The sequence below is a fragment of the Pseudomonas migulae NBRC 103157 genome, from assembly GCF_002091715.1.
In the GTDB taxonomy this organism is placed as follows: Bacteria; Pseudomonadota; Gammaproteobacteria; order Pseudomonadales; family Pseudomonadaceae; genus Aquipseudomonas; species Aquipseudomonas migulae_A.
In genome coordinates this window covers 1-23,609 of sequence record NZ_BDAG01000009.1, presented here as the reverse complement: position 1 = coordinate 23,609, position 23,609 = coordinate 1, and the positions used below count along the sequence as shown (strand labels likewise).

Annotated in this window: 26 protein-coding genes and 1 pseudogene; 13 read left to right on the top strand and 14 right to left on the bottom strand. The window is 58.1% G+C overall.

Features of this window, described 5'->3' with window-relative positions:
• Positions 1-61 precede the first annotated feature (61 nt).
• The 5 genes from PMI01S_RS09095 to PMI01S_RS09075 form a co-directional block, all read right to left on the bottom strand.
• A complete protein-coding gene (locus tag PMI01S_RS09095; RefSeq protein ID WP_084319408.1) occupies positions 62-460 on the bottom strand; it encodes an HvfA family oxazolone/thioamide-modified RiPP metallophore in 399 nt (132 codons plus the stop codon).
• A 256-nt stretch (positions 461-716) separates the two neighbouring features.
• Positions 717-2,015, bottom strand: coding sequence for an NAD(P)/FAD-dependent oxidoreductase (locus PMI01S_RS09090; protein WP_084319406.1), 1,299 nt, complete (start codon positions 2,013-2,015; stop codon positions 717-719).
• 60 nt (positions 2,016-2,075) lie between these two features.
• Positions 2,076-2,249 carry a DUF3094 domain-containing protein gene (locus tag PMI01S_RS09085; protein ID WP_032830895.1) on the bottom strand — a complete coding sequence of 58 codons (174 nt, stop codon included), beginning with the start codon at positions 2,247-2,249 and terminating at the stop codon, positions 2,076-2,078.
• 54 nt (positions 2,250-2,303) lie between these two features.
• The gene (locus tag PMI01S_RS09080; RefSeq protein WP_084319404.1) at positions 2,304-2,831 is read right to left on the bottom strand and encodes an MOSC domain-containing protein; all 528 of its coding nucleotides are present in this window, start codon (positions 2,829-2,831) and stop codon (positions 2,304-2,306) included.
• Positions 2,828-3,454 (bottom strand): DUF1780 domain-containing protein, encoded by a 627-nt coding sequence (locus tag PMI01S_RS09075; protein ID WP_084319402.1) that lies wholly within the window; start codon positions 3,452-3,454, stop codon positions 2,828-2,830. The genes PMI01S_RS09080 and PMI01S_RS09075 overlap by 4 nt, the downstream gene beginning before the upstream one ends.
• A gap of 195 nt (positions 3,455-3,649) precedes the next feature.
• On the opposite strand from PMI01S_RS09075, the gene PMI01S_RS09070 reads away from it, so the two are divergent.
• The 5 genes from PMI01S_RS09070 (at position 3,650) to PMI01S_RS09050 (ending at position 8,925) form a co-directional block, all read left to right on the top strand.
• Positions 3,650-4,117, top strand: coding sequence for an FAD/FMN-containing dehydrogenase (locus PMI01S_RS09070; protein WP_084319400.1), 468 nt, complete (start codon positions 3,650-3,652; stop codon positions 4,115-4,117).
• Between the two features lie 308 nt (positions 4,118-4,425).
• Positions 4,426-5,793 carry an aromatic acid/H+ symport family MFS transporter gene (locus PMI01S_RS09065; protein ID WP_084319398.1) on the top strand — a complete coding sequence of 456 codons (1,368 nt, stop codon included), beginning with the start codon at positions 4,426-4,428 and terminating at the stop codon, positions 5,791-5,793.
• On the top strand, positions 5,790-6,995 hold the full coding sequence (locus tag PMI01S_RS09060) for a benzoate/H(+) symporter BenE family transporter (RefSeq protein ID WP_084319396.1): 1,206 nt from the start codon (positions 5,790-5,792) through the stop codon (positions 6,993-6,995). Before PMI01S_RS09065 ends, PMI01S_RS09060 begins: the two co-directional genes overlap by 4 nt.
• Positions 6,996-7,012: 17 nt before the next feature.
• Positions 7,013-8,281 carry an OprD family porin gene (locus PMI01S_RS09055; RefSeq protein WP_084319394.1) on the top strand — a complete coding sequence of 423 codons (1,269 nt, stop codon included), beginning with the start codon at positions 7,013-7,015 and terminating at the stop codon, positions 8,279-8,281.
• Entirely contained in the window at positions 8,278-8,925 is a 648-nt protein-coding gene (locus PMI01S_RS09050; RefSeq protein ID WP_084319392.1) for a methyl-accepting chemotaxis protein, read from the top strand. The genes PMI01S_RS09055 and PMI01S_RS09050 overlap by 4 nt, the downstream gene beginning before the upstream one ends.
• 18 nt (positions 8,926-8,943) lie before the next feature.
• On the opposite strand, the gene PMI01S_RS09045 is transcribed toward PMI01S_RS09050, so the two are convergent.
• Positions 8,944-9,186, bottom strand: a complete 243-nt coding sequence (locus PMI01S_RS09045) for a DUF2790 domain-containing protein (protein ID WP_084319390.1) — start codon at positions 9,184-9,186, stop codon at positions 8,944-8,946.
• A gap of 790 nt (positions 9,187-9,976) precedes the next feature.
• Here PMI01S_RS09045 and PMI01S_RS09035 point away from each other — a divergent pair.
• Entirely contained in the window at positions 9,977-10,666 is a 690-nt protein-coding gene (locus PMI01S_RS09035; RefSeq protein ID WP_084319387.1) for an energy-coupling factor ABC transporter permease, read from the top strand.
• Positions 10,667-10,696: 30 nt separating this feature from the next.
• Here PMI01S_RS09035 and PMI01S_RS09030 read toward each other — a convergent pair whose 3' ends face one another.
• Positions 10,697-11,035 carry a hypothetical protein gene (locus PMI01S_RS09030; RefSeq protein WP_084319616.1) on the bottom strand — a complete coding sequence of 113 codons (339 nt, stop codon included), beginning with the start codon at positions 11,033-11,035 and terminating at the stop codon, positions 10,697-10,699.
• Between the two features lie 308 nt (positions 11,036-11,343).
• On the opposite strand from PMI01S_RS09030, the gene PMI01S_RS09025 reads away from it, so the two are divergent.
• Genes PMI01S_RS09025 through PMI01S_RS09005 form a run of 5 tightly spaced genes read left to right on the top strand, consistent with a single transcriptional unit; the run spans position 11,344 to position 16,381 of the window.
• Positions 11,344-12,816, top strand: a complete 1,473-nt coding sequence (locus tag PMI01S_RS09025; RefSeq protein WP_084319385.1) for a cytochrome c oxidase subunit II — start codon at positions 11,344-11,346, stop codon at positions 12,814-12,816.
• A 49-nt stretch (positions 12,817-12,865) separates the two neighbouring features.
• Positions 12,866-14,641 carry a cytochrome c oxidase subunit I gene (ctaD, locus tag PMI01S_RS09020; RefSeq protein WP_084319383.1) on the top strand — a complete coding sequence of 592 codons (1,776 nt, stop codon included), beginning with the start codon at positions 12,866-12,868 and terminating at the stop codon, positions 14,639-14,641.
• Positions 14,638-15,330, top strand: coding sequence for a cytochrome c oxidase subunit 3 (locus PMI01S_RS09015; protein WP_084319381.1), 693 nt, complete (start codon positions 14,638-14,640; stop codon positions 15,328-15,330). The genes ctaD and PMI01S_RS09015 overlap by 4 nt, the downstream gene beginning before the upstream one ends.
• A 6-nt stretch (positions 15,331-15,336) precedes the next feature.
• Positions 15,337-16,050: a heme-copper oxidase subunit III family protein gene (locus PMI01S_RS09010; RefSeq protein WP_084319379.1), complete on the top strand. Its 714-nt coding sequence runs from the start codon at positions 15,337-15,339 to the stop codon at positions 16,048-16,050.
• A 13-nt stretch (positions 16,051-16,063) separates the two neighbouring features.
• Positions 16,064-16,381 carry a cytochrome C oxidase subunit IV family protein gene (locus PMI01S_RS09005; protein ID WP_084319614.1) on the top strand — a complete coding sequence of 106 codons (318 nt, stop codon included), beginning with the start codon at positions 16,064-16,066 and terminating at the stop codon, positions 16,379-16,381.
• Positions 16,382-16,432: 51 nt separating this feature from the next.
• Here the strand turns inward: PMI01S_RS09005 and PMI01S_RS09000 are convergent, their stop codons facing one another.
• From PMI01S_RS09000 to pilB, 6 genes are all read right to left on the bottom strand, one after another.
• Positions 16,433-16,987: an NAD/FAD-utilizing enzyme apparently involved in cell division gene (locus PMI01S_RS09000; protein WP_084319377.1), complete on the bottom strand. Its 555-nt coding sequence runs from the start codon at positions 16,985-16,987 to the stop codon at positions 16,433-16,435.
• A gap of 231 nt (positions 16,988-17,218) precedes the next feature.
• Positions 17,219-17,419, bottom strand: a complete 201-nt coding sequence (gene yacG, locus PMI01S_RS08995; protein WP_084319375.1) for a DNA gyrase inhibitor YacG — start codon at positions 17,417-17,419, stop codon at positions 17,219-17,221.
• Entirely contained in the window at positions 17,416-18,039 is a 624-nt protein-coding gene (gene coaE, locus PMI01S_RS08990) for a dephospho-CoA kinase (RefSeq protein ID WP_084319373.1), read from the bottom strand. The genes yacG and coaE overlap by 4 nt, the downstream gene beginning before the upstream one ends.
• Positions 18,036-18,908, bottom strand: coding sequence for a prepilin peptidase (locus PMI01S_RS08985; protein ID WP_084319371.1), 873 nt, complete (start codon positions 18,906-18,908; stop codon positions 18,036-18,038). The genes coaE and PMI01S_RS08985 overlap by 4 nt, the downstream gene beginning before the upstream one ends.
• A 1-nt stretch (position 18,909) precedes the next feature.
• The gene (locus tag PMI01S_RS08980) at positions 18,910-20,127 is read right to left on the bottom strand and encodes a type II secretion system F family protein (RefSeq protein ID WP_084319369.1); all 1,218 of its coding nucleotides are present in this window, start codon (positions 20,125-20,127) and stop codon (positions 18,910-18,912) included.
• 2 nt (positions 20,128-20,129) lie between these two features.
• The gene (pilB, locus tag PMI01S_RS08975; RefSeq protein WP_084319367.1) at positions 20,130-21,830 is read right to left on the bottom strand and encodes a type IV-A pilus assembly ATPase PilB; all 1,701 of its coding nucleotides are present in this window, start codon (positions 21,828-21,830) and stop codon (positions 20,130-20,132) included.
• A gap of 224 nt (positions 21,831-22,054) precedes the next feature.
• Here pilB and PMI01S_RS08970 point away from each other — a divergent pair, with 224 nt between their 5' ends.
• On the top strand, positions 22,055-22,471 hold the full coding sequence (locus PMI01S_RS08970) for a pilin (protein ID WP_084319365.1): 417 nt from the start codon (positions 22,055-22,057) through the stop codon (positions 22,469-22,471).
• Between the two features lie 330 nt (positions 22,472-22,801).
• Positions 22,802-23,158, top strand: a complete 357-nt coding sequence (locus PMI01S_RS08965) for a BON domain-containing protein (protein WP_084319363.1) — start codon at positions 22,802-22,804, stop codon at positions 23,156-23,158.
• A 176-nt stretch (positions 23,159-23,334) separates the two neighbouring features.
• Here PMI01S_RS08965 and PMI01S_RS08960 read toward each other — a convergent pair.
• Positions 23,335-23,607: pseudogene (locus PMI01S_RS08960) on the bottom strand (DUF2845 domain-containing protein); the annotation flags it as partial.
• Between the last annotated feature and the right edge of the window lie 2 nt (positions 23,608-23,609).

Below are 23,609 nucleotides of genomic sequence, written 5' to 3'. Positions count from 1 at the left end.
AAACCCAGACGAAAAAAGCCGCGTTTCTCAATCGAGAAACGCGGCTTTTTTTCTGGGAGGCTTAGGCGCCGTCCTGGTCTTTCAGGTGCTCGAACAGGCCTTTTGGCATTTTCTTGCCGTTGGCTTCGAAGTTGGCTTTCACGTTGTCGTAAGCCTCTTGCTCGTCGATGAAGCCATCGTGGTTGGTATCGATCTTGTCGAAGTTGGACTTCGGTGCGACTTTCTGGAATTCGGCGCGGGACACCTTGCCGTCACCGTCGGTGTCGGTTTTTGCCATCGACGCATCGCCACACTTGCCTTCGCCACATTTTCCTTCAGGGGTTTTCACCACTTGTTCGGCCGAGGCCAGCAGGTAGCCCTGGGTCAAAGGCTGCGAAGCGAAAGCGGAGCCGGTCAACATCATGCCGCCGGCCAGGACTGCGCCGAGCAAACCGACAGTGTTTTTGGTGGTACGGGACATTTCAATTCTCCTGGGTTGCACGACACAACCGTTCGATAAAAGACGCCACGTAAGTGCGGCGATAACCGTAGCTGGCTGGGTGCCTTGCTCGGATGTGGTCATTTAGCGGGCAGGGTGTATCGCTACTGTGTCGCGCAAGGGAGGAGTTTGTAAGCGAAGGGGCGAAATCGCGTGGGAGATACAGTAAGACACGGATCTTAAAAACAACGGAGATCGAATGTGGGAGCGAGCAAGCCCGCTCCCACACCAGACCGCGTTAATGCAGCTTCAGACGCGGCTCTGTTCCGCGCCCGATCTTGCTGCCCAACATCAACATCGCCGTGCGGAACGCGCCATACAGCGCCATTTGATGCATGCGGTACAGCGACACATAAAACATCCGCGCCAGCCAACCCTCGAGCATCACGCTGCCGGTCAGGTTGCCCATCAAGTTACCCACAGCCGAAAAACGTGACAGCGAAATCAGCGAGCCGTAGTCGGTGTACTTGTACACAGGCAACGGTTTGCCTTCGATCCGCAGCTTCAACGACTTGGCCAGCAACGACGCCTGTTGATGCGCAGCCTGGGCGCGCGGCGGCACATTGCGATCGGTGCCCGGCTGCGGGCAGGCCGCGCAGTCACCGAAGGCGAAGATGTTTTCGTCGCGGGTGGTTTGCAGCGTCGGCAGCACTTGCAACTGGTTGATGCGGTTGGTTTCCAGACCATCGATGTCCTTGAGGAAACCCGGCGCACGAATGCCGGCGGCCCAGACCTTGAGGCTGGCATTGATCACTTTGCCATCGGCGGTGATCAGGCTATCGGCGGTTACTTCACTGACGGCCGCATTGGTCATGACGTTGACCCCGAGTTTCTCCAGGGTTTTATGCACAGGGCCGCCGATCCGTTCCGGCAACGCTGGCAGCACCCGTGGACCGGCTTCGATCAGGGTGATGTGCATGTTTTCCGGTTTGATCCGGTCCAGGCCATACGCCGCCAGTTCATGCGCAGCGTTGTGCAATTCGGCGGCCAGTTCGACGCCCGTGGCGCCGGCGCCGACGATCGCTACGCTGATCTGCTGCACCACATCCGTTTGCCCGGCGTGGGCGCGCAAATAATGGTTCAACAGTTGCTGGTGGAAACGCTCGGCCTGTTTGCGGGTGTCGAGGAACAGGCAATGCTGCGCCGCGCCCTGGGTGCCGAAATCGTTGGTGGTGCTGCCGACGGCGATCACCAGCGAGTCGTAAGACACTTCACGCGCCGGCACCAGTTCCAGGCCGGCTTCGTCATAAGTGGCGGCCAGCTGGATTTTTTTCTGCGCGCGATCAAGCCCGCTCATGCGCCCCAGCTGGAACTCGAAGTGGTTCCATTTCGCCTGGGCGACATAGTTGAGTTCGTCTTCGGAAGAGTTCAGCGACCCGGCCGCCACTTCGTGCAACAGCGGTTTCCAGATGTGGGTCAGGTTCGCGTCGACCAGCATCACACTGGCCGTGCCGCGCTTGCCCAGAGTCTTACCCAGACGGGTAGCCAACTCCAGACCGCCGGCGCCGCCGCCAACGATGACAATACGATGAGTCATGGGGATATCTCGCAAGGCTAAAAGAAATCGGTGCAATTACCCGAGCGAGCGCAAAGCAGCTCATAGCGTCAGGTAACTGATAAGTCGGCTCAACAGGCCCAGGCCTATGGTCACTGCCAATACCACCACCAGGAGCATCCACGGCCGGAAAGGCCGGCGCTCGACTCGGTGCTGGGACAGGTGCAGGTACTCTTCGACATGCTTCTGGTCGTCGGGGTTCAGGCGGCTGGTCATATCGGGCCTCGTCAGGGGTAGACGTTGCTGAATGTGTAGAAGCTACAGGGGTTTTTACCCCACGTTGAACGGAGCATAGCCGCTGGCGGGAATCGGCTCGACGCTGACTGTATCGTCCAGCCGAATGATTCCACTTTGTAACACTCGTGCAGTGATTCCGCCATGGCCGCGAACGGCCTGAAAGGTTCCAGGGCCAAGGTTGTTTTGCAGGCGCGCGCAAGGTTGGCACCAACCGGTGGTTTCGAAAATCGCCTGGCCGATTTTGAAGCGACGGCCCTTGAGGCTGAACAGGTTGATACCGCTGATAACGAGATTGCGCCGTAAATCATTAGGCAACACCGGTTTGTCTTCCGCACGGCCCATGAGCGAGCTGATCACCGCCAGATGTTCCCATTGAATCAACGTCACCTGTCGCGCATTACGTGCGCCAGGGCGAGCGCGATCCCCTGTCAACCCGGCCTCGAGTCGCGCCTCTACGGCGTCCAGTTCGATCATCGGCACGTGAGGTGCGGGGCGTACGCCAATCCAGCGAACACGGCCAATTTGCGGGACTTCAGCGATCAGTTCCTGCAATGGGCTCACAGGCTGATCCCGACATCAAAGAGGATGCTGCGCCCCAGGTTGCTGCGCAGAAAGTCCGGTGCATCCGGATGGGCGAACAGCACGCGAGCGAATGTCGGGCCCACCAGCGACAACGAGCGCCAGCCCTGGCGCAAGTATTCGGTGGGCGGCGGGAAATGGCTGTTGAGGTCGAGGACTTCGCGCTTGAGGCTGGCGAAGGCGATGATGTCCAGCTCGCCCAAATCCATGCCGCGTTCTTTGTAGTTGTGCGCTTTCTTACGCAAGGTTGGCGCCAGTCTCAGCAAAAATTCATTGGCTGGAATGCGTCTGGGCTTGGCCTCGCGGCGCACCAGCGAACTCAGGGAAAACGCACTGCGCCGCCGCTGCAGCTCATCGCGCCATTCATCATTGAGACGCCGGCCCTCGTCGAGCACGAAAAACACTTCGAAATTCGCATCGCGAAACAGCACATCCGGCGGTTCCCCGGCGGGGGTGAACTCGTCGACGCGGTAAGGAATGTTCAGGCCTTGCAGCAGGCGCTGGCACACCCAACGCTCACGCTCCCATTTGCGGGCATTGGAGAGGAACGCGTTGGCTTGCTCGGCCGCGATGGTCAGCAGGCGTAAATAATCTGAGTCATCCATAGGCCCAAGCTTAGCGTTCAAATGCGACAACCTGAAAGCTTTGCATTGAAACGACGTCGTAATGGCCCGACAGACGTCATCGGCGCTCGGGTATCAGCGGTGTTTCTTCGATTGTTTTTACGGCGACCCAGTGTGCAATACAGGCGGTGTAGACTGGATTCATTGCGCTCCAGCGCCTCAACGAAGGGGAATGTCGTGAAATTATGGCCCGTGTTATTGCTCAGTCTTGTGCCTCTTTGGGCTCAGGCGCTGGAGGTGGGGGAACGGCTGGCGCCGTGGACCTTGCTTGATCAATTCGATCAGGCCTTTACGTTCGACAACCAGACTCAGACGCTGCTGGTGGCGCGCAGCATGGACGCCGCGAAACTGGTCGACGCCGCACTGCAGGGCCAGCCCAAGGGCTATCTGGAAGCCCGGCACGCAGTATTTGTCGCGGATATCCAGCGAATGCCTCGGCTGATCGCGAAGATGTTCGCAGTACCGGCCATGCGCGATTATTCCTATCGCGTGATGCTTGACCGTGACGGGCGCGTGGCGCCGCGCTATCCCGGGGCTGTGGATAAAGTGTTGTGGCTGGAGCTCAAGGACGGTCAAGTGGTCGCTGAGCACGAATACGCCACGGCGGCACAACTGCGAGAGGCACTGGAGAAGGCCCGGCCGTGATCGGGCTTCAGTGAGGTATGCGTTGACTTGTTCGGCCGCAAGGGTCAGCAGGTGTCAGTAGTCGGGGTTATCCATAGACCCCGGCTTGGCGTCCAAAGTTAATCGCCAGGAAAACTGTTTGTCGCGCAGGAGCAAAGCCTGCCGCGAGATCCCTCCCTCCCGCGCCCGATTCAGGGCCCTGCACAAAACGGATAGCGATCTGCGCAAAGCGGATATTGCCCCGCGCCTGGCAACTTTACCCTCGGCTTTACGGGACGTTAGCCGCTTTACCGACGCTCTGAAAAAAACAACAACAAGAGATAAATGCCATGCGCAAGATTGACGTACATGAGGTTATCGACAACGCACGATTCAATCGCTTCCACTGGATGGTGCTGTTCTGGTGTGCCCTGATCATCATCTTCGACGGTTACGACCTGGTGATTTACGGAGTCGTGCTGCCGATGCTGATGAAAGAGTGGGGGCTCAGTCCCTTGCAGGCCGGCGCGCTGGGAAGTTACGCATTGTTTGGAATGATGTTCGGCGCGCTGTTTTTCGGCCCGCTCTCGGACAGGATCGGCCGCAAGAAAGCCATTACGATCTGCGTGATGCTCTTCAGCGGTTTTACCGTGCTCAACGGTTTTGCCCGTAATCCCACCGAGTTTGGAATCTGCCGGTTTATCGCCGGGCTGGGCATCGGCGGGGTGATGCCTAATGTCGTCGCGCTGATGAACGAGTACGCGCCGAAGAAAATCCGCAGCACGCTGGTGGCGATCATGTTCAGCGGTTACTCCGTGGGCGGCATGCTCTCGGCGGGGCTGGGCATCGTGCTGATCCCGAGCTTCGGCTGGCAATCGGTGTTTTACGTCGCGGTGCTGCCGTTGGTGTTGTTGCCGCTGATCATGTACTTCCTGCCCGAGTCGGTGGGTTTCATGCTGCGTCAGGGACGCAATGAAGAAGCGCGCACGATTCTCCAGCGGGTCGAACCGGCGTACATCGCGCAGACCAGCGATCAGTTGCACATGAGCGAAGTGAAGGGCACCGGCACCCCCGTGCTGCAACTGTTTCGCGAAGGACGGGCGCTGCGCACGCTGATGCTGTGGCTGGCGTTTTTCTGCTGCCTGCTGATGGTCTACGCCTTGAGTTCGTGGCTGCCGAAACTGATGGCCAACGCCGGTTACAGCCTGGGTTCGAGCCTGTCGTTCCTGTTGGTGCTCAACTTCGGCGCGATTTTCGGCGCGGTCGGCGGCGGCGTTCTGGGTGACAAACTGAACCTGCCGCGGGTGTTGGCGGTGTTCTTTGCCCTGGCGGCGGTGTCGATCACTTTGCTGGGCTTCAACAGCCCGATGCCGGTGTTGTACCTGCTGATCGCCATTGCCGGCGCCACCACCATCGGCTCGCAGATTCTGCTGTACGCCTGCGCCGCGCAGTTCTACTCCATGACCATTCGCTCCACCGGTCTGGGCTGGGCCTCGGGCATCGGGCGCAACGGCGCGATTGTCGGTCCGCTGCTGGGCGGCGCGTTGCTCGGGATCAGCCTGCCGCTGCAACTCAACTTCATGGCATTTGCCTTGCCTGGCGCGGTGGCCGCGATTGCCATGACGGTGTTTGCCATCAGCAGCCGGCGCAGCACTCGACAGGCGTTGGCGGACGTGCGCCACGGTACGGCGGGCGGGTCTGTCGGCGAAGCTTCATGAGGGCGTTAGTCCGGGACTTTTCCCTGTCAGCGGCGGTCGCTGGATTCATTGCCACAGTGATTTCCTACGCCGGCCCGTTGGTGATTATTTTCCAGGCCGCCGAGACGGCGCAGCTGTCGCGGGAAGTGCTGTCATCGTGGGTCTGGGCGATCTCCATCGGCAGCGCGGTGCTCGGCATCGGTTTGAGCCTGCGTTACCGCGTGCCGGTGATTATCGCGTGGTCGGCGCCGGGCTCAGCGTTGCTGGTGGCGCTGTTGCCGGGGATCTCCATGCCGGAGGCGGTGGGTGCGTATCTGGTCAGCAGCCTGATCATTTTCCTGGTCGGGGTGTCGGGGGCGTTTGACCGGATCATCGGCAAACTCCCCGCAGCCATTGCGGCCGCGATGCTGGCAGGGATTCTGTTCAGTTTCGGCACGGGCTTGTTCGTCTCGTTGCAGGGCAAGCCGCTGTTGGTGCTGGCGATGTTTGTCACGTACCTGATCTGCAAACGGCTGATGCCGCGTTATGCGGTGTTGATGGTGCTGCTGGTGGGTTGCTCGATGGCCTTTCTCGCTGGCGATTTGCACAGCGAAGCGTTGGTGATCGGCTTGGCCACGCCGGTGTGGATTACGCCCGAGTTCAGCCTGAGCGCCACCCTGAACATTGCGTTGCCGCTGGTGATGGTGGCGCTGACCGGACAGTTCGTGCCTGGCATGGCGGTGTTGCGCGCCAGCGGTTACGCCACGCCGGCCGGCCCGATCATCGCCAGCAGTGCGCTGGGCACGGCGCTGTTGGCTCCGTTCGGCTGTCACGGGCTGAATCTGGCTGCGATCACCGCAGCCATTTGTACCGGCCGCGAGGCCCATGAGAACCCTGGTAAACGCTACGTGGGCGGGGTTGTCGGCGGGCTCTGTTATCTGGTGCTGGGGATCTTCGGCGCCACCCTGGTTTCGCTGTTTTCGGCGTTCCCCAAAGAACTGATCGCGGCACTCGCCGGGCTGGCGCTGTTCGCCGCGATTGCCGGGGCGTTGGCCGGCGCCATGGCGGTGCCGGGTGATCGCGAAGCGGCGCTGGTGACCTTTCTCACCACCGCGTCGGGTATGTCGCTGTTGGGTCTGTCCGCGGCTTTTTGGGGGCTGATTTTCGGCATGGTCACCCATGTGTTGTTAAACGCCCGTCGCGAAAGCGCGGCGGCTGAAGCTCTTCAACCTGTCGATCAATAAAAATAAGAGATAAAACGATGAAACAGATTTTTCCAGCAACCGGCTCAGTGTTGTCCATGGCGGTCGTCTCGGGTTTCTCCGCGGGGGCGATGGCCGCCGAGGGCGGCTTTATCGAAGACACCACGGCCACCTTGCAAGCACGTAATTACTACTTCAGCCGGGACTTTTCCGACATCGTCGGGGCGAACAAACAGTCGAAGGCCGAGGAGTGGGCGCAGGGCTTCATCCTCAACGTCAAATCCGGTTACACCCAAGGCCCTGTCGGTTTTGGCGTGGACGTGATCGGCTTGCTCGGTCTCAAACTCGACAGCAGCCCGGACCGGGTCAATACCGGTTTGCTGCCGGTCAAGGATGACGGGCGGGCGGCGAATGATTACAGCCGTCTCGAAGCGGCGTTGAAGGTGCGTTACTCCAAAACCGAGCTGAAAGTGGGTGAGTTGCAACCCAATCTGCCGGTACTGGCGTTCAGTGATATCCGCTTGCTGCCGCCCAGCTATCAAGGCGCGAGCATCAGTTCCAATGAGATCAATGGCCTGACCCTGCAGGGCGGTCACTTGAATACCACCAGCCTGCGCAACGAGGCCGGCGACGAAAAGATGCAGGCCATGCTCGGTCATGTTCCGCAGCGTCAGGTCAGCAGCGATGGCTTCAATTTTGCTGGTGCCGATTACGCCTTCAATGATAAACGCAGCTCGGTCAGTGCCTGGTTCGGGCAACTGGAAGATATCTACAACCAGCGTTTTCTCGGCTTCAAGCACAGCCAGCCAACAGGTGACTGGATTCTGGGTGCCAACCTTGGTTATTACGATTCGCGCGAAGACGGCAAGAAGCTGTTGGGTAACATCGATAACCAGGCGTTCTTCTCGCTGCTGTCGGCCAAGCGCGGTGGTCACACGTTTTATGTCGGTTATCAGGGGATGTTCGGTGACAGCGCATTCCCGCGTGTCTTTGCCAACATCTCGCCGCTGGGCAACGAGGTCCCGACCTACGAGTTTGCCTACACCGATGAGCGCTCCTGGCAGGCGCGTTACGACTACGACTTTGCCGCGTTGGGTGTGCCGGGGCTGACCAGCACTGTGCGCTACATCTCCGGCAATAACGTCGACACCGGTCAGGGCTTCGAAGGCAAGGATCGCGAGCGTGATCTTGATCTTGGCTATGTGTTGCAGAGCGGTAGCCTCAAGGGCCTCGGGATTCGTGTGCGTAATGTGATGGCGCGTTCGAACTACCGCAGTGATATCGACGAAAACCGACTGATCCTCAGCTACACCTGGACGCTGCTATGACCCCTGAAAAAGAACAACCCACTGACAAAATCGGCTTGCAGGTCAAGCTGGAGCAATTGACCGAGTCGGTGCTGCAAACCGAGGAGGACATGCGTTTCGCCAATCAACTGGCGCGCACGGCCGGGGAACGGGTCAAGGCGAGTGCGCAGAGCATGCAGTCTTCGGCCTCTGTGCTGGAGGATTTGAACCTCTATATGCAGCGTCTGGATCAGGTGTTCGATGAGCTCGGCAGTCAGTCGATGCGCATCGGCGCGATTGTCGGCAGCATCCAGGACATTGCCCGTCAGACCAACCTGTTGGCGCTGAACGCGGCGATTGAGGCGGCGAGGGCGGGCAGCCATGGCCGAGGGTTTGCGGTGGTCGCCGATGAGGTGCGCAATCTCTCGCGCCAGGCGGCGGACTCCAGTGCGCAGATCCGGCAAATCGCCACAGGGCTGGAACAGTCTGCGGAGCAGGCACGACAAGGGCTTCAGCAGTTATCCGGGTCAACCCGTCTGGGTCTGGAGAAGGCTGGAGTGGCGTTGCACTCGATGGGTGAACTGCAAAGCGGTGCGGTGGCCAGGGTCGAGGTGGTCGAACGGATCATGGCGCGGTTGGCTGGTCTGCATGATTTGGCGTTGCAGGCGAAACGGCTGATCGTGTGAGTCGTGGGTTGCCCGGCTTTAGAGGCTGCTGGTGCAGTTGCCCATGACTGAGTAGGTCACGCTGTGGGTCTGGCCTTGATGATCGATGTAGACCATGGTTGCCGGCACGACGTCGCAGGCGGTTGCGGTGTCGGTGACTGAAACCACTTTGGCGATGTCCAGCGGTTGCGCCGGGTTGTAGGGGGTGGCCGCTGGCTCGTTGGTGGCGGCCATGGCGGAGGTGGCGAGGAGGGTCAGAAGCAGGCTGGTCAGGGGTTTCATTTTTGTCGGCTCCGGGGTGGTTCTGATGCTTTGAAGTTTAGTCCTTGGTTGGGATCGATAAAGGGGGCGGGGGCCGATTCAGCTTTGCAGGAAATGTAACAATCGCTCTGTTGATTGGGTGTAAATCCGTTTCTTCGGTAACGGCGGCTTATGGTTCCGCCCTTACGGCGGGTTACTTGGAGAAGCGCCGATGGAGATAGTCACAGGTTGGCGGATAGGCTCAGGGCGTGAGGCGGCGACCACCGCCACAGCAGCGCGAGGCGGCCTTCGGGCCGACCTGGGCTTCAAGCGGGCGCGCTTCGCTGACTGATCATTCACATCCCTCTGGAAGCAACCCCGATGAAATGTGGGTGGGCATAAGGTTGGTGTTCGCCGCCGATGACTTTGACGGAAAACAGGTCGGCTACCAGGCCGCCTCGCTTTGGCTTTTGATGTTGATCTGCCCCGTCGGAAGGCCGAGCGCAGGTTCTGCGCAGTGGGCAACCCGGCATGGATGCCGGGTTAGCCGCCCCCGGCCATGGATGGCCGATGGCGGCGGGCCCACGGAGCAGGACCGGAGCGAGGGAACCCTGAGCCTAAGCGAAGGGCCGTACGTCAGGGGCGCAGGCGCTTGGTTACTTGGCGCTCTTCCAAGTAACCCGCCGTAAGGGCGGAACCAATAGCCGTCGTTACCGCAGCAATGGATATGCCCCCAATCATCCCCTGCGAAGCAAAGGCGAAGCACATTCAAAGCCCGGTGTAGACTGAGATCCAGTTCTCTCCCGGCAAAAAAAACGGAGCCCACCCAGCCATGATCGGCGCCGAGCTACTGTCCCCCGAAACCCTCACCGTCGGCTGGCTGATCTACGTCCCGGCACTGATCTGGGCCATCGCACGAGCCCCGTGGGTCGAACTGTTCAGCGACAACCGCCGCCAACACCTGTTATTCGGCACAGTCTTCGCGCTATTCATACTCTGGCTGGTACGACGGGATTTCGATACCGGCGTGTCCTATCACTTCCTCGGCATGACCGCAGTGACCCTGCTTCTGGACTGGCCGCTGGCGATCGTCGGTGGGCTGGTGGCGCAAACCGGTCTGATGCTACTCGGCCGTCAGGACCTGGTCGCAATGGGGGTGAATGGCGCGCTGTTGATCCTGTTGCCGGTGCTGATCACCGAGTGCTGCGCGATCCTGGTGGAGCGAGCGCAGCCGCGTAATCCCTTTGTCTATATCTTCGTTTCCGGCTTCTTTGCGGCGGCGCTGTCGGCGTTGTTGTGCCTGTTGCTGGCGCTGTGGTTGTTGTGGTTCGACGAGCGTTTTGCCATGCCCTACTGGCTGGAGGATTTTGTGGGTTACTTGTGGTTGATCATTTTTCCAGAGGCGTTCATCAACGGCATGGTTGTCAGTGCGCTGGTGGTGTTCTGCCCTGAGTGGCTGGAAACCTTCAATCGCACGCGCTATCTGTCGGCGCCCTGGAAGGACGACGATCCCAAGCCTTGATCGCTTTCAAACCCGCCAGATGCCGACGATTCAATCTAGCAGTTGATCAATTAAAACCGCGTTGGAATAAATCAAGCTGCTATCGCTCGCTCGGTGCCCCACCAGATGGAACTGACCGCGCTCGCTGTGCAAATAGACGCGCATTTGGCAGTCGGACAAGGGGGCGTATCCCTCTGGCAGTTCCAAATCCAGGGTGCTCATGTCGACATCGACCATGGCTTCAGGCTCATGGGTCTTCTGTAGGCGTTCTTCAGCCTGCTCCAGGCGCAGATGAAGGGGGCCATCGACGTAAAATTGGATTTCACCTATTGGGGTGGACTTTTTGTCGTCGCCGGTTCTGCACCAGCCTTCGATCGTCAGGGCACTCATAACGAAACCTCCGTCGTGGGCTGCTGGATTCCTTAGCTTTTGTCTCTTCTCAATGCCATCACTTATCTGATCATTACGCATGGCCGGGGTTCGTTTTCAGGGGCCGCTTCTGGCCGATCCCTGCCATGCGAATCTGAGATTGAGTATAGCTGGCAACCGGGTCCCGCTCGCCGACCTCACGGCCCAACCCGATGGCACTATACTTTTTACTGACTTGCCACCACGGGTGGTACTTGTCTGCCCTGCCTGGACGTCCGTGGCGATGCTTGCGCATAACCAATGAGCAACAGGAATAGGATGAAGAGAAAATGGCAATAGCAATTATCTTGATACTAATCGTTATTGCATCAGTGCTCTTCCATGTTCTAGCGCCTTGGCATGCAACTCCGGCAGCTTCCAACTGGGGGTCAATAGACACCACCCTGTTCATCACCCTGATCATTAGCGGAATATTTTTCATCGCCATCACGGTATTTATGGCCGTCGCCGTGATGCGTTATCGTCACAAGGAGGGTGCCAGGGCGCACTACCAGCCAGAAAGTAAAAAACTGGAGTTTTGGTTAATTGTCGTTACCTCGATAGGTATTGCCGCAATGCTGGCGCCCGGTCTGGTTGTTTACAATGATTTCATCCGGGTGCCGAAAGATGCTTATGAACTAGAAGTGGTCGCCCAGCAGTGGCAGTGGGCCTTTCGTTTTCCCGGCAAAGACGGGAAGCTGGGCAAGTCGGAAATCAAGTTGGTTGATTCCGCCAACCCGTTTGGCGTTGATCCCAAGGATCCTGCCGGGCAGGACGATGTGCTTGTTAAAAGTAATGAAATCAGACTTCCGCTCGATCGTCCGGTAAAGGTTTTACTGCGATCTAAAGATGTATTGCACAATTTCTATATACCGCAAATTCGCAGCAAGATGGACATGGTGCCAGGGATGGTGTCGTACTTCTGGTTTACACCGACCAAAACCGGAAAATATGAAATCCTTTGCGCTGAATATTGTGGCGTAGGTCATTACAACATGCGCGGCCAGATGATCGTGGAGGAGCAGGGCGCCTTCGATCAATGGCTGAACAGTCAACCGACTTTTGCGCAGACATTAACGACAGCTGCCAGGCCCAGTCCAAGTAGCGTGCTGGAAAAAGGTCGCCAGTTGGCCGAACAATATGGCTGCGGTGCCTGCCATAGCCAGGATGGCAGTGCCAGTCTCGGCCCGGGATGGAAAGGGCTGTACGGTCGCATTGAACCGCTTGCCGATGGCACCCGCGTGAAGGTCGATGAGGCCTACCTGAAAGAGTCGATCCTCGATCCGAAGGCCCGTCTGGTGCAGGGCTACCCGCCGGTCATGGTGGCCTATACTCTCAATGACGATGAACTGGGTGCACTCGTCGCCCTGATCAAATCACTGAGCGGTGCACCGCAAGACAGTGAAGCTCCTGCCAGCGGAGCGACGGGTCCAGGTGAGAGCCTGGTGGCGCAGGGACAACAGGTGGCCCAGTCGCTCGGTTGTCTGGCCTGCCACAGTGTCGATGGCAACAAGGGCGTCGGCCCTACCTGGCAGGGCCTGTATGGCACCACAGTAACCCTTGCCGACGGTACGAGCATAAAGGCCGATGAGGGGTATTTAAAGGAATCGGTTCTTGATCCCGGTGCCAAAATCGTCAAGGGCTATGCAGCCCTCATGCCGGCCTTGACGCCGAGCGATAAGGACTTGGACGCGCTGATCGCGTTTATCAAATCCAAAGCAAATGCCGATGCTGACTCGAGCAAGGCGGAGACAGGTAAGTAGCCGTAAAGCAGCCAGGAATGCACTGAAACTTCGACAGGAGGATGACGTGATGGCCTATGCGGAGCAAGCCGAAACAGAAGCACTGCACGAACCCAAAAGTTTCCTGACCAAATACATCTGGAGTCAGGATCATAAGGTCATTGCCATTCAATATTCCTTGACGGCTCTGTTCGTGGGCGTTGTCGCCGTGGTGTTGTCGGGCTTGATGCGCATACAGATAGGCTTCCCCGGCACTTTGGCGTTCATGGATGCCAGTGCTTACTACCAGGCGATGACCATGCACGGCATGATCATGGTCATTTACTTGCTGACAGCCTTGTTTCTGGGTGGCTTCGGTAACTATCTGATCCCGCTGATGGTGGGCGCCCGTGACATGGTCTTCCCCTATGTCAACATGCTGAGTTACTGGTTCTACCTGCTGGCGGTAGTGGTGTTGCTCTCCAGTTTCTTTGTCCCCGGCGGTCCCACCGGTTCGGGCTGGACGCTTTATCCGCCACAGTCCATTTCTCAGGGAACACCGGGGGTCGAGTGGGGCATCGTCCTGATGCTCGTCTCACTGGCGATTTTTATCGTCGCCGCCACCATGGGCGGGTTGAACTACGTCACCACGGTGTTGCAGGCGCGCACGCACGGCATGACATTGTTTCGCATGCCACTCTCCGTATGGGGAATCTTCATGGCCTCGATCATGGCCTTGCTGGCTTTCCCGGCGTTGTTTGTCAGCGCGGTCATGATGCTGTTCGACAAACTGTTGGGCACCAGTTTCTTTATGCCGGCGATGATCTCGCTGGGGCAGCAGCTCGATCACCAAGGTGGCAGCCCGATACTGTTCCAGCATCTGTTCTGGTTCTTCGGCCACCCGGAAGTCTATATCGTCGCGCTCCCCGCGTTTGGTCTGGTCTCCGACCTGATCAGCACGCATGCGCGTAAAAACATCTTCGGCTACCGAATGATGGTGTGGGCCATTATTGCGATTGGCGTACTCAGCTTTGTGGTCTGGGCGCACCATATGTATGTCAGTGGAATGAACCCGTACTTCGGCTTTTTCTTCGCCGTCACCACCTTGATCATCGCGGTGCCGACGGCACTGAAGGTCTACAACTGGGTCCTGACGCTGTGGCGTGGCGACATACATCTGACCGTGCCGATGCTGTTCGCCCTGGCCTTTATCGTCACCTTCCTGGTGGGCGGTTTGACCGGGTTGTTTCTTGGCAATGTGATTGTGGATATCCCGCTCTCGGACACCTACTTTGTCGTTGCCCATTTCCATATGGTCATGGGTGTCGCGCCGGTACTGGTGGTGTTCGGCGGCCTCTATCACTGGTTCCCGAAAGTGACCGGGCGCATGTTGAACGACACCCTGGGCAAGCTGCACTTCTGGATAACCTTTCTGGGCACCTACGCCATCTTCTTCCCTATGCACTACCTGGGTTTCCAGGGCATGCCACGCCGCTACTACGCTTATGAAAACTACGCGTTCATTCCGCAGTCGGCGCAAGAGTTGAATGCCTTCATTACGGTAATCGCATTGATCGTCGGCGTTTCCCAACTGTTGTTCCTGTTCAACCTGGCCTGGAGCGTATTCAAGGGCAAGCCTGCTGGCAGTAACCCTTGGGGCGCCGCCAGTCTGGAATGGCAAACACCGAACACCCCGCCGATTCACGGTAACTGGGGAGAGAAGCTGCCGGTCGTGCATCGCTGGGGCTATGACTACAGTGTGCCGGGGATAGAACAGGATTTCGTTCCGCAAACGGTCTCCGCCGAGGAACTGGAACAGATGCGGCAACTGAGTGCCGGATCCAGGATTGCGGACGTTAAAACATGAACAGACTCCTATTGAGAAACGCCGACGGCGCTGACCCCGGTGGCAGTTGGAATCGCGATCCTGAAGGTATTCAGTCCGCCGCGGGGGCCAAAAGAAACCAAATCGCAAAAACAGGCCTGCACTTGTTTCTGGCCGTGGTGAGCTCGCTATTCCTTCTCTTCCTGATCGCCTTTATCGCCCGCTCACAAATGGCCGACTGGCTCCCCCTGACAGAGCCCTTGGCGCCGTTGGCCAATCCATGGCAACTCTGGCTGAATTCGGCTTTTCTAGTGTTCAGTTGCATTGCACTGCAGTGGTCGCGCATGGCCGCCCGACAGGCTCGACAGGACGCAACGGTCATTGGCTTTGCATTGGGGGGCGTATTTGCCATTGCCTTTCTGGTGGGGCAACTCTGGGTCTGGCAGCAGTTTGTCGCCTGGGGCTACTTTGTCGCCAGCAATCCGGCCAACAGTTTCTTCTACCTGCTGACTGGCATGCATGGGCTCCACCTGCTGGGCGGGCTGATAGCCTGGAGCATCATCGGCGCTAAATTCCTGCATCGCGTGCCGTTGCCGCAACTCAGCGCCAAGGTAGGGCTCTGTGCCACCTATTGGCATTACTTGCTGGGTCTCTGGTTCGTACTGTTCGCGCTGCTGGCCAGCACGCCGCAAACCTATGAAGCCATTGCCAGATTTTGCGGCCTGAGGTGAAAAGCCATGGCATCGCATCCACAAGCCCCTGCCGAGTCCGGCTCATCCAATCCACCAGGCTTGCCGCCTGCACCAGGATGGCAGGGCATCGCCAGCGACTGGGCCTCGGACAGAGAGGCGTTCAAGCAGGTGCCTTGGGGCAAGGCGATGATGTGGATTTTCCTGCTCAGCGACACGTTTATATTCACCTGTTTCTTGACCGGTTACATGTCGGTACGCATGACCATCACCGACCTCTGGCCGAACCCCAGTGAAGTATTCGCATTGACGATCGGCGGTAAAGAAATCCCGCTGATTCTGATCGCCATCATGACCTTTGTGCTGATCAGCAGCAGCGGCACGATGGCCATGGCCGTCAATTTCGCCTATCGCCGTGATCGTGCGAAAACCACTGCCCTGATGCTGGCGACCGCTGCCTTGGGTGTGACCTTCGTCGGCATGCAGGCATTTGAATGGAGCAAGCTCATTTCAGAAGGGGTGCGTCCCTGGGGGAATCCCATGGGGGCGGCGCAATTTGGTGCCAGCTTTTTCATGATTACCGGCTTCCACGGACTGCATGTGTCAATCGGCGCCATCTACCTCAGCATTGTGGCGATGAAGGTATTGCGGGGAGATTATGAGCGCTCCGGAAACTATCAAAACGTCGAGATAGCCGGGCTTTACTGGCACTTCGTGGATTTGGTGTGGGTGTTTATTTTTGCTTTTTTCTATTTATGGTAGAGGAGCACTGATGATGACGCATGCTCAAGGCCAGCAACATCCAATCAGCTTGTACCTTAAAATCTGGGGGCTGTTATTTGTTCTCAGCACGCTGTCGTATCTGGTCGACTATTTCCACTTCCATGGCTACGTTCGGTGGGCCCTGATTATCACTTTCATGTTGCTGAAGGCAGGGTTGATTGTCTCCATCTTCATGCACATGGCCTGGGAGCGGTTGGCCATGGTCTACGCCATATTGGTTCCACCTTTGTGTTTATTGGTGCTCGTCGGTTTGATGGCCACCGAGGCGGACTATGTGTTCCTCAGCCGGATCATTTTCTTCGGCCAATAAGCAACTCCCGGATGCTCTTGAGCTTCCAGGAGCTATCCCGCAATAAATGGCTTATATCGTTCGCTTGAACTGATGCCATCTGTGCAGCCAGGCTACTGTCCAGTGAGGCGCTGCGGTTCCCGTGCCGGCGGTCGTCAGTCTTGGATGATGTTCGATGACCCGTTCCAAAACCGATTCCTGATTCGGCTCAACGTCCACGAAGAAGACATGCTTGCCCATATCTACCATCTGTTTGAAATTGCGGAAGTGAGCGTTTGGCACCTGAATACCAAAAAAGCCGCCTTCCCAGATGCAGAAGCCCAATATGACAACGGCAAGGAAGATAAACGGCACCCAGCCTGCGGCGGATTCGGTCCAGCCCAGCCAATAGGCGCCGGCAAGGATTAGCGCCGCGAGGGGCACACCGATCACTGCACCAATCTCGCCAGAGTGAACGACATCCTGTTTCATCAGCGAGTTGACCTCGTGAAGGTGATGCTCTTCAACATCAGCCACCTGTTCACTGAGCACGTGAATTTGTTCGGAGTTGATGCCGTTGGCTTCCAGTTCATTTTCAACGGATTCAAGATCGTCGAGATTGTCACTGATGTAATAGTGTCGATTCATGCCACACCTCCCATCTCGCGTTTGCTGCAGACCTCCTCTGTCCGGCAGCCGTTAACCGAGATTTACCGTCGGTATTGTTACCCGTGGGGAACGTTGCACTCTTCATGCAACCCGAAAGAAGTATAGCACTCGCTAGCATGCGAGTTTGTTGGTGTCAAGATCAAAAAAGCAGCGTCAGGGACTGACTCATTTCGTCGATTTCTGGCACACGTCAGCCCCTGGCGATCGGGATCAGTGACGCGGGTCGAAATCGCCGCTGAACAACTCGTCCTCGGCATCGGGTGCCACCGGAATCTTGTGTTCTTCCGATGCCCACGCGCCCAGGTCGATCAGTTTGCAACGGTCGGAGCAGAACGGCCGGAATTTGCTCTCGGGGCTCCATTCGACAGGGGCGCCGCAGGTCGGGCAATCGACGGTTGGGATCTGGCTCATGACTGGCCTCCACGCAATGTTAGGTAAAAGTGATGCAGGCGTTCGACCTCGCTGTGCAACCAGGCGAGGTCGCGGTCGTTGACCACCACATCGTCGGCATGGCTCAAGCGATCCTGGCGGCTGGATTGTGCCTTGAGGATCGCCTGGACCTGTTGTTCGCTGGTCTGGTCGCGCTGCAGGGTGCGTTCGATCTGTAGTTGTTCGGGCGCATCGATCACCAGCACGCGCTGGGTCATGGCGTGCTGCCCGGACTCGATCAGCAACGGCGAAACCAGAATCGCGTAAGGCGATTGTGCCTTGCCCAAGTGATCGGCGATTTCCCTGGCGATCAGCGGATGCAAAAGCGCCTCGAGCCAGAGGCGTTGCTCCGGCACTTCGAAGATCAGTTTGCGCAACGCCGCACGATCCAGTTGACCGTCGGCCTGCAACACGCCGGGGCCGAAATGTTCGGCGATCTGCGCCAGTGCCGGGCGGCCCGGCTCCACCACCCAACGCGCGGCATGATCGGCATCGACCACATGCACGCCCAGGTCGATGAAGTGCTGGGCGGCTGCGCTTTTGCCGCTGCCGATGCCACCGGTCAGGCCGAGAATCCAGGGTTTTTCCACAGGGGTATTCATTTCAAACCGACAAACTGCCAATAGAAGCCGGTTATTTGACCACCCCAGAGCAACGCAATCCAGCCGGCAATCGCCAGATAGGGGCCGAAGGGGATCGGCGTCGAGGTTTTCGCGTTGCGCAGGCTCAGCAAAATAACGCCGATAACGGCACCGACCAGAGACGACAACAGAATGGTCAGCGGTAAAATCTGCCAGCCTCCCCAGGCGCCCAGCATGGCCAATAGCTTGAAATCGCCGTGGCCGATGCCGTCCTTGCCGGTGATCAGCTTGAACAGCCAGAACACCAACCACAGCGCCATATAGCCCGCAACGGCGCCCCACAGTGCCTCAGTCAATGGTACGAACAACTCGAAGCTATTGACGATCAGGCCCAGCCACAGCAGCGGCAGCACCAATACATCCGGCAACAGTTGGTGCTCGGCGTCGATCAGGCTCATGGCCAACAGGCCCCAACTCAACACCAACACCATCACGGCCTGCCAACCGAAACCGAAATGCCAGGCGATGAACGCTGACAGCAGGCCGCACGCCAGTTCGGTCAAGGGATAGCGTTTGCTGATGGGTGTAGCGCAGCTTGAGCAGCGTCCACGTAAAAACACATAACTGAGCAGCGGAATGTTTTCCCAGGCGCGGATCCGGTGCCCACAGTGCGGGCATTGAGAGTGGGGCAGCATCAGGTTGTAGGTCGGCTGCGGTGTTTCGCCGGGCAGGCCCAGAATGTCGTAGGCCTGCAATCGCCATTCGCGTGCGAGCATTTTCGGCAGGCGCCAGATCACCACGTTGAGGAAGCTGCCGACCAGCAGGCCGACCACCAGTGCAATGACGACAAACGCCAGCGGGTACACGGTCAGGATTTCGTTCAAGGGCATGTCAGATCGCATTGCCGAGTTGGAAGATGGGCAGGTACATCGCAACCACCAGGCCGCCGACGATAACACCCAGTACCACCATGATGAACGGCTCCATCAGGCTGGTGAGGTTATCGACCATGTTGTCGACTTCGGCTTCATAGAAACTCGCGACCTTGTCGAGCATGTCATCCAGTGCGCCGGACTCCTCACCAATGGCGGTCATCTGGATCGCCATGTTCGGAAAGATGCCGGAGGTGCGCATGGAGAAGTTCAGCTGCATCCCCGTCGACACATCCTGCTTGATGCGCAACACCGCACGCTTGAACACGATGTTGCCGGTCGCACCCGCCACCGATTCCAGCGCCTCGACCAGCGGCACGCCAGCGGCGAAGGTGGTCGACAGCGTGCGGGCGTAACGGGCCACGGCGGACTTGTACATCAACGTGCCAATCAACGGCAGTTTCAGCAGCCAGGTGTCTGTCCGGTCCCGAAAGGCTTGCGATGTCTTGAAGGCATGGCGTACACCGAATATCGCCGCAATCAATGCGCCCAACATCAGCCACCACCAGTCCTGCATGAACTGCGACAGGCCGATGACCATCACGGTGAACGCCGGCAATTGCGCACCGAATCCCTTGAACACCGACTCGAACTGCGGCACCACCTTGACCAGCAGAATCCCGGTGACGATGATCGCGACGAACACCACGGCCAGCGGATACGTCATGGCCTTCTTGATCTTGGCTTTCAGGCTTTCGCTCTTTTCCTTGTAGGTCGCGACCCGCTCCAACAGGGTGTCCAGCGCACCGGCCTGTTCGCCGGCATCCACCAGGTTGCAGTAGAGCTCATCGAAATACTGCGGTTTTTTGCGCAGGGCGGCGGCGAAGCTGTTGCCCGCCGCGACCTCCTGTTTCACGTCGTCCACCAGTTTGCGCATGGCCGGGTTATCGAAGCCTTCGCCGATAATGTCGAACGACTGCAACAGCGGCACCCCGGCTTTCATCATGGTCGCCATCTGCCGGGTGAACAGGGCAATGTCGTGAGCCTTGATGCGTTTGCCGAGGCTGAAAATCGAAGCGGATTTCTTGCGCACCTTCCCTGGGTTGATGCCTTGCTTGCGCAGTTGCGCCTTGATCAACGCCGGGTTCTGGCCGCTGAGTTCGCCGGTCATTTTCGTGCCTTTTTTATCCGTGCCTTCCCAGGCGTACACACTGATTTTTGCTGCTTTGACCGCCATGTTCAGTCCTTGGTGACCCGGTTGATTTCTTCAAGGCTGGTGATGCCTTGCATGGCCTTGATCAGCCCGGAAGTACGCAGGTCGTTGAAGCCGTCCTTGCGCATCTGGATATCGATTTCCAACGAATTGCCTTCGGCCATGATCAGCCGTTGCAGGTCTGGTGTGTTCTTCACCACTTCATAAATCCCCACGCGCCCCTTGTAGCCAACGTTGCACTGGTCGCAACCGACCGGCTCATAGATCGTGAACGAGCCAATGCGTTCCTCGGGAAAGCCTTCCTTGATCAATGCCTCGCGGGGAATGTCGATGGGTTTCTTGCAATGGCTGCACAGTTTGCGCGCCAGGCGCTGGGCGATGATCAGGCTGACCGAGGTGGCGATGTTGAACCCCTGAATGCCCATGTTGTGCAGGCGGGTCAGGGTTTCCGCGGCGCTGTTTGTGTGCAGGGTCGACAGCACCAGGTGACCGGTCTGGGCGGCCTTGATGGCAATTTCGGCGGTTTCCAGGTCGCGGATCTCACCAACCATGATCACGTCCGGGTCCTGGCGCAGGAACGAGCGCAGCGCCTGGGCAAAACCCAGTCCCTGCTTGGGATTGACGTTGACCTGGTTGATGCCTTCCATGTTGATCTCCACCGGGTCTTCGGCGGTGGAGATATTGATGTCCACGGTGTTGAGAATATTCAGCCCGGTATAGAGCGATACGGTCTTGCCCGAACCGGTGGGGCCGGTCACCAGGATCATCCCTTGCGGCTGCTTCAGCGCGGCCATGTACAGGTCTTGCTGCTCCGGCTCGTAGCCGAGGGCGTCGATGCCCATTTGCGCGCTGGACGGGTCGAGGATCCGGATCACCACTTTCTCGCCCCACAGGGTCGGCAGGGTGTTGACCCGGAAGTCGATGGACTTGCTCTTGGACAGGCGCATCTTGATCCGCCCATCCTGCGGTTTGCGCCGCTCGGAAATGTCGAGGCTGGCCATGACTTTCAGGCGCGCAGCGATGCGGTTGGCCAGTTGAATCGGCGGCTTGGCGACTTCACGCAGCATGCCGTCGGTGCGCATCCGCACACGGTAGGTTTTCTCGTAGGGTTCGAAGTGCAGGTCGGAGGAGCCGCTCTTGATCGCGTCGAGCAACATCTTGTGGACAAAGCGCACCACCGGCGCATCGTCGGCGTCTTGCCCGGCGATGGCGTCCTGGTTGCGGTCATCGATCGACTCGATGTCGACGCCATCGAGGTCGACATCGGCCATGTCTTCCAGGCCGGTACTGTGGCTGTCGAAAAATTTCTCGATGGCGTCGCTGAGCTTGTCGTCCTCAACCAGAATGGCTTCGGTGTTCAGCCCGGTGCTGAACTGGATATCGTTGATGGCCTGGTAATTGGTCGGGTCCGAAACCCCGACGAACAACTTGTTGCCGCGCCGCCAGAGGGGCAGGGCTTGGTGCTGGCGAACCAGTTTTTCGCTGACCAGCCCTTTGGGTTGGGACTCTTTGTCCAGGCAGTGGAGGTCCAGCAGCGCCATGCCGAAATGCTCCGAGGCGATCTCGGCGACCTGACGACTTTTCACCAGTTTGTTCTGTACCAGATAACTGACCAGGGAGAGCTTCTGGCGTTGGGCTTGCTGATACGCCTGTTGCGCGCTTTTGTCAGTGAGCAGTTCGGCCAGGACCAATTGCTTGGCCAGACCGCTAAGGGCGATGTCATTCATGGGGATACCGGACGCAGACAGTTCATGACTTATAGCCTAGTCAACCGGTGGAGCCAAACCAGCGCTGCTGTGGTGACAAAAAATGTCAGATAGTGCGGATCCTGGGGCAGGAAAGGGCCGTGCGTCGCTTTTATTCCCTGAAAACGCGGGGGTGAGGGCTTGGCATGGGCTGTGCTGTGGCTAGTTCAGATCATGAGATTTCGACTCATGCATGGAGCTTGTCTATGAATACTCAGAAAGGTTTTACGCTTATCGAACTGCTGATCGTCGTGGCGATCATCGGGATTCTGGCGACGTTTGCGTTGCCGGCTTACTCGAAATATCAGGCACGGGCGAAAGTGACGGCGGGGTTGGCGGAAATTTCAGCATTGAAGGTTTCGTTTGAAGACCTGATGAATGCCGGCACTGCAGAACCCACCACGCTGACAGGTGCTGGAACGACTACGCAGAACTGCGCCATCGCTGTAACCGGTACGGTTGCGTCCGGCGCTGGCACCATTGTTTGCACGCTGCAGAAGGCCCCCGCACCTGTGGCAGGTAAAACCATTACGCTTACTCGTAGCGCAACTACGGGCTGGTCATGCGCAACCGGCGTCACTGCCGATTACGCACCGCCTGGTTGCACGGCCTCTGCAACGTAATGCTGCAGATGTGTAAATAGAAGAATGCCCCATCGTGAGATGGGGCTTTTTTTTTTGGGGTAAAAACGTCAAATTCGCCGTGGTGCTTAACGAGACGTAGAAAACCCCGCAAATTCATGGCCTTAGGCCCACACCAAAACCCGCAACTTGCATGTACATAAAATCGAAGTCATGCAATTTGCATGATTCCGAAAATTGGCTGTTTGTATAACATATTGATTTATATAGATTTATTTCCGTTCTCAACATTGGCACAGCGTTCGCAATATACCCAGTAACCCTGCTGACAAGACACGCAGCAGACTTTATGAAAAAACAGGAGTTACTCGTATGAAGAAGTTCGCTATCGCTGCCGCTACTGCTACCGCGCTGACCCTGGCCATGGCCAACGCTGCATTTGCTCAAACCACCCAGGCTACCCAGTCTCCAATGGTGCTGGCTGCTGGTGAAGTGACAGAAGCCAAAGAAGCAACCTCTGACACTTGGATCACCACCAAAGTCAAAGCTGACCTGGTGACCGAAAAAGGCATTCCTGGTACCGACATCAAAGTCGAAACCAACAAAGGTGTTGTATCCCTGTCGTCTACCGTCGCGGTGACTGACGCTCAGAAAGCTACAGCTGTGGCCATCACCAAGAAAATCAAAGGCGTCAAAGCGGTCTCCGCTGACGGCCTGAAAGCCGAGTAAGGCAAGACTTCTCGCCTGGACTGGGAGGAGGCGCGGTAGACGAGCCGAGTCATACGTCTGCCGCCACTTGAGAGTTCATGCGACGGCCACAAGGATGTGGCCATTACAGGCCCCGGACATTCGTGTTCGGGGCCTGTTCTATTGTGGGCACCGCAAAACCAAACTGTAGGAGCCGGCTTGCTGGTGATCTGCTTCAACCGATTCCCTTCAAACCGCAGGTACTGGTACATCCCGCCGCTGGGCCCGTAGGTCCATTCCTCGACCTGGAATTCTTCCCGCCGATTGGCACTGCGCTTGTAGCCCAGCAGATCGCGGCTGACCGGCTCACCGCACTTCTGCAACACCTCGCTGGACCTGTCCCCGACGCTGATCAACTGACTGCCGCAACGCAGGGTATCGGCAGCCGAAACCTGGCTGGCCGCCAGTGCCAGCGCCAGCCCGAACAGCAATT

Bases quoted from the DNA above. Each gene is read 5' to 3' on its own strand.
- PMI01S_RS09045 (WP_084319390.1), bottom strand. From the start codon at position 9,186: ATGAAACCCCTGACCAGCCTGCTTCTGACCCTCCTCGCCACCTCCGCC.
- PMI01S_RS08980 (WP_084319369.1), bottom strand. From the start codon at position 20,127: ATGGCGGTCAAAGCAGCAAAAATCAGTGTGTACGCCTGGGAAGGCACG.
- PMI01S_RS09010 (WP_084319379.1), top strand. From the start codon at position 15,337: ATGGCATCGCATCCACAAGCCCCTGCCGAGTCCGGCTCATCCAATCCA.
- PMI01S_RS08965 (WP_084319363.1), top strand. From the start codon at position 22,802: ATGAAGAAGTTCGCTATCGCTGCCGCTACTGCTACCGCGCTGACCCTG.
- PMI01S_RS09085 (WP_032830895.1), bottom strand. From the start codon at position 2,249: ATGACCAGCCGCCTGAACCCCGACGACCAGAAGCATGTCGAAGAGTAC.
- yacG (WP_084319375.1), bottom strand. From the start codon at position 17,419: ATGAGCCAGATCCCAACCGTCGATTGCCCGACCTGCGGCGCCCCTGTC.
- PMI01S_RS09055 (WP_084319394.1), top strand. From the start codon at position 7,013: ATGAAACAGATTTTTCCAGCAACCGGCTCAGTGTTGTCCATGGCGGTC.
- PMI01S_RS09090 (WP_084319406.1), bottom strand. From the start codon at position 2,015: ATGACTCATCGTATTGTCATCGTTGGCGGCGGCGCCGGCGGTCTGGAG.
- coaE (WP_084319373.1), bottom strand. From the start codon at position 18,039: ATGAATACCCCTGTGGAAAAACCCTGGATTCTCGGCCTGACCGGTGGC.
- pilB (WP_084319367.1), bottom strand. From the start codon at position 21,830: ATGAATGACATCGCCCTTAGCGGTCTGGCCAAGCAATTGGTCCTGGCC.
- PMI01S_RS09000 (WP_084319377.1), bottom strand. From the start codon at position 16,987: ATGAATCGACACTATTACATCAGTGACAATCTCGACGATCTTGAATCC.
- PMI01S_RS09060 (WP_084319396.1), top strand. From the start codon at position 5,790: ATGAGGGCGTTAGTCCGGGACTTTTCCCTGTCAGCGGCGGTCGCTGGA.
- PMI01S_RS08985 (WP_084319371.1), bottom strand. From the start codon at position 18,908: ATGCCCTTGAACGAAATCCTGACCGTGTACCCGCTGGCGTTTGTCGTC.
- PMI01S_RS09035 (WP_084319387.1), top strand. From the start codon at position 9,977: ATGATCGGCGCCGAGCTACTGTCCCCCGAAACCCTCACCGTCGGCTGG.
- PMI01S_RS09025 (WP_084319385.1), top strand. From the start codon at position 11,344: ATGGCAATAGCAATTATCTTGATACTAATCGTTATTGCATCAGTGCTC.
- PMI01S_RS09095 (WP_084319408.1), bottom strand. From the start codon at position 460: ATGTCCCGTACCACCAAAAACACTGTCGGTTTGCTCGGCGCAGTCCTG.
- PMI01S_RS09005 (WP_084319614.1), top strand. From the start codon at position 16,064: ATGACGCATGCTCAAGGCCAGCAACATCCAATCAGCTTGTACCTTAAA.
- PMI01S_RS09030 (WP_084319616.1), bottom strand. From the start codon at position 11,035: ATGAGTGCCCTGACGATCGAAGGCTGGTGCAGAACCGGCGACGACAAA.
- PMI01S_RS09065 (WP_084319398.1), top strand. From the start codon at position 4,426: ATGCGCAAGATTGACGTACATGAGGTTATCGACAACGCACGATTCAAT.
- PMI01S_RS08970 (WP_084319365.1), top strand. From the start codon at position 22,055: ATGAATACTCAGAAAGGTTTTACGCTTATCGAACTGCTGATCGTCGTG.
- PMI01S_RS09050 (WP_084319392.1), top strand. From the start codon at position 8,278: ATGACCCCTGAAAAAGAACAACCCACTGACAAAATCGGCTTGCAGGTC.
- PMI01S_RS09075 (WP_084319402.1), bottom strand. From the start codon at position 3,454: ATGGATGACTCAGATTATTTACGCCTGCTGACCATCGCGGCCGAGCAA.
- ctaD (WP_084319383.1), top strand. From the start codon at position 12,866: ATGGCCTATGCGGAGCAAGCCGAAACAGAAGCACTGCACGAACCCAAA.
- PMI01S_RS09015 (WP_084319381.1), top strand. From the start codon at position 14,638: ATGAACAGACTCCTATTGAGAAACGCCGACGGCGCTGACCCCGGTGGC.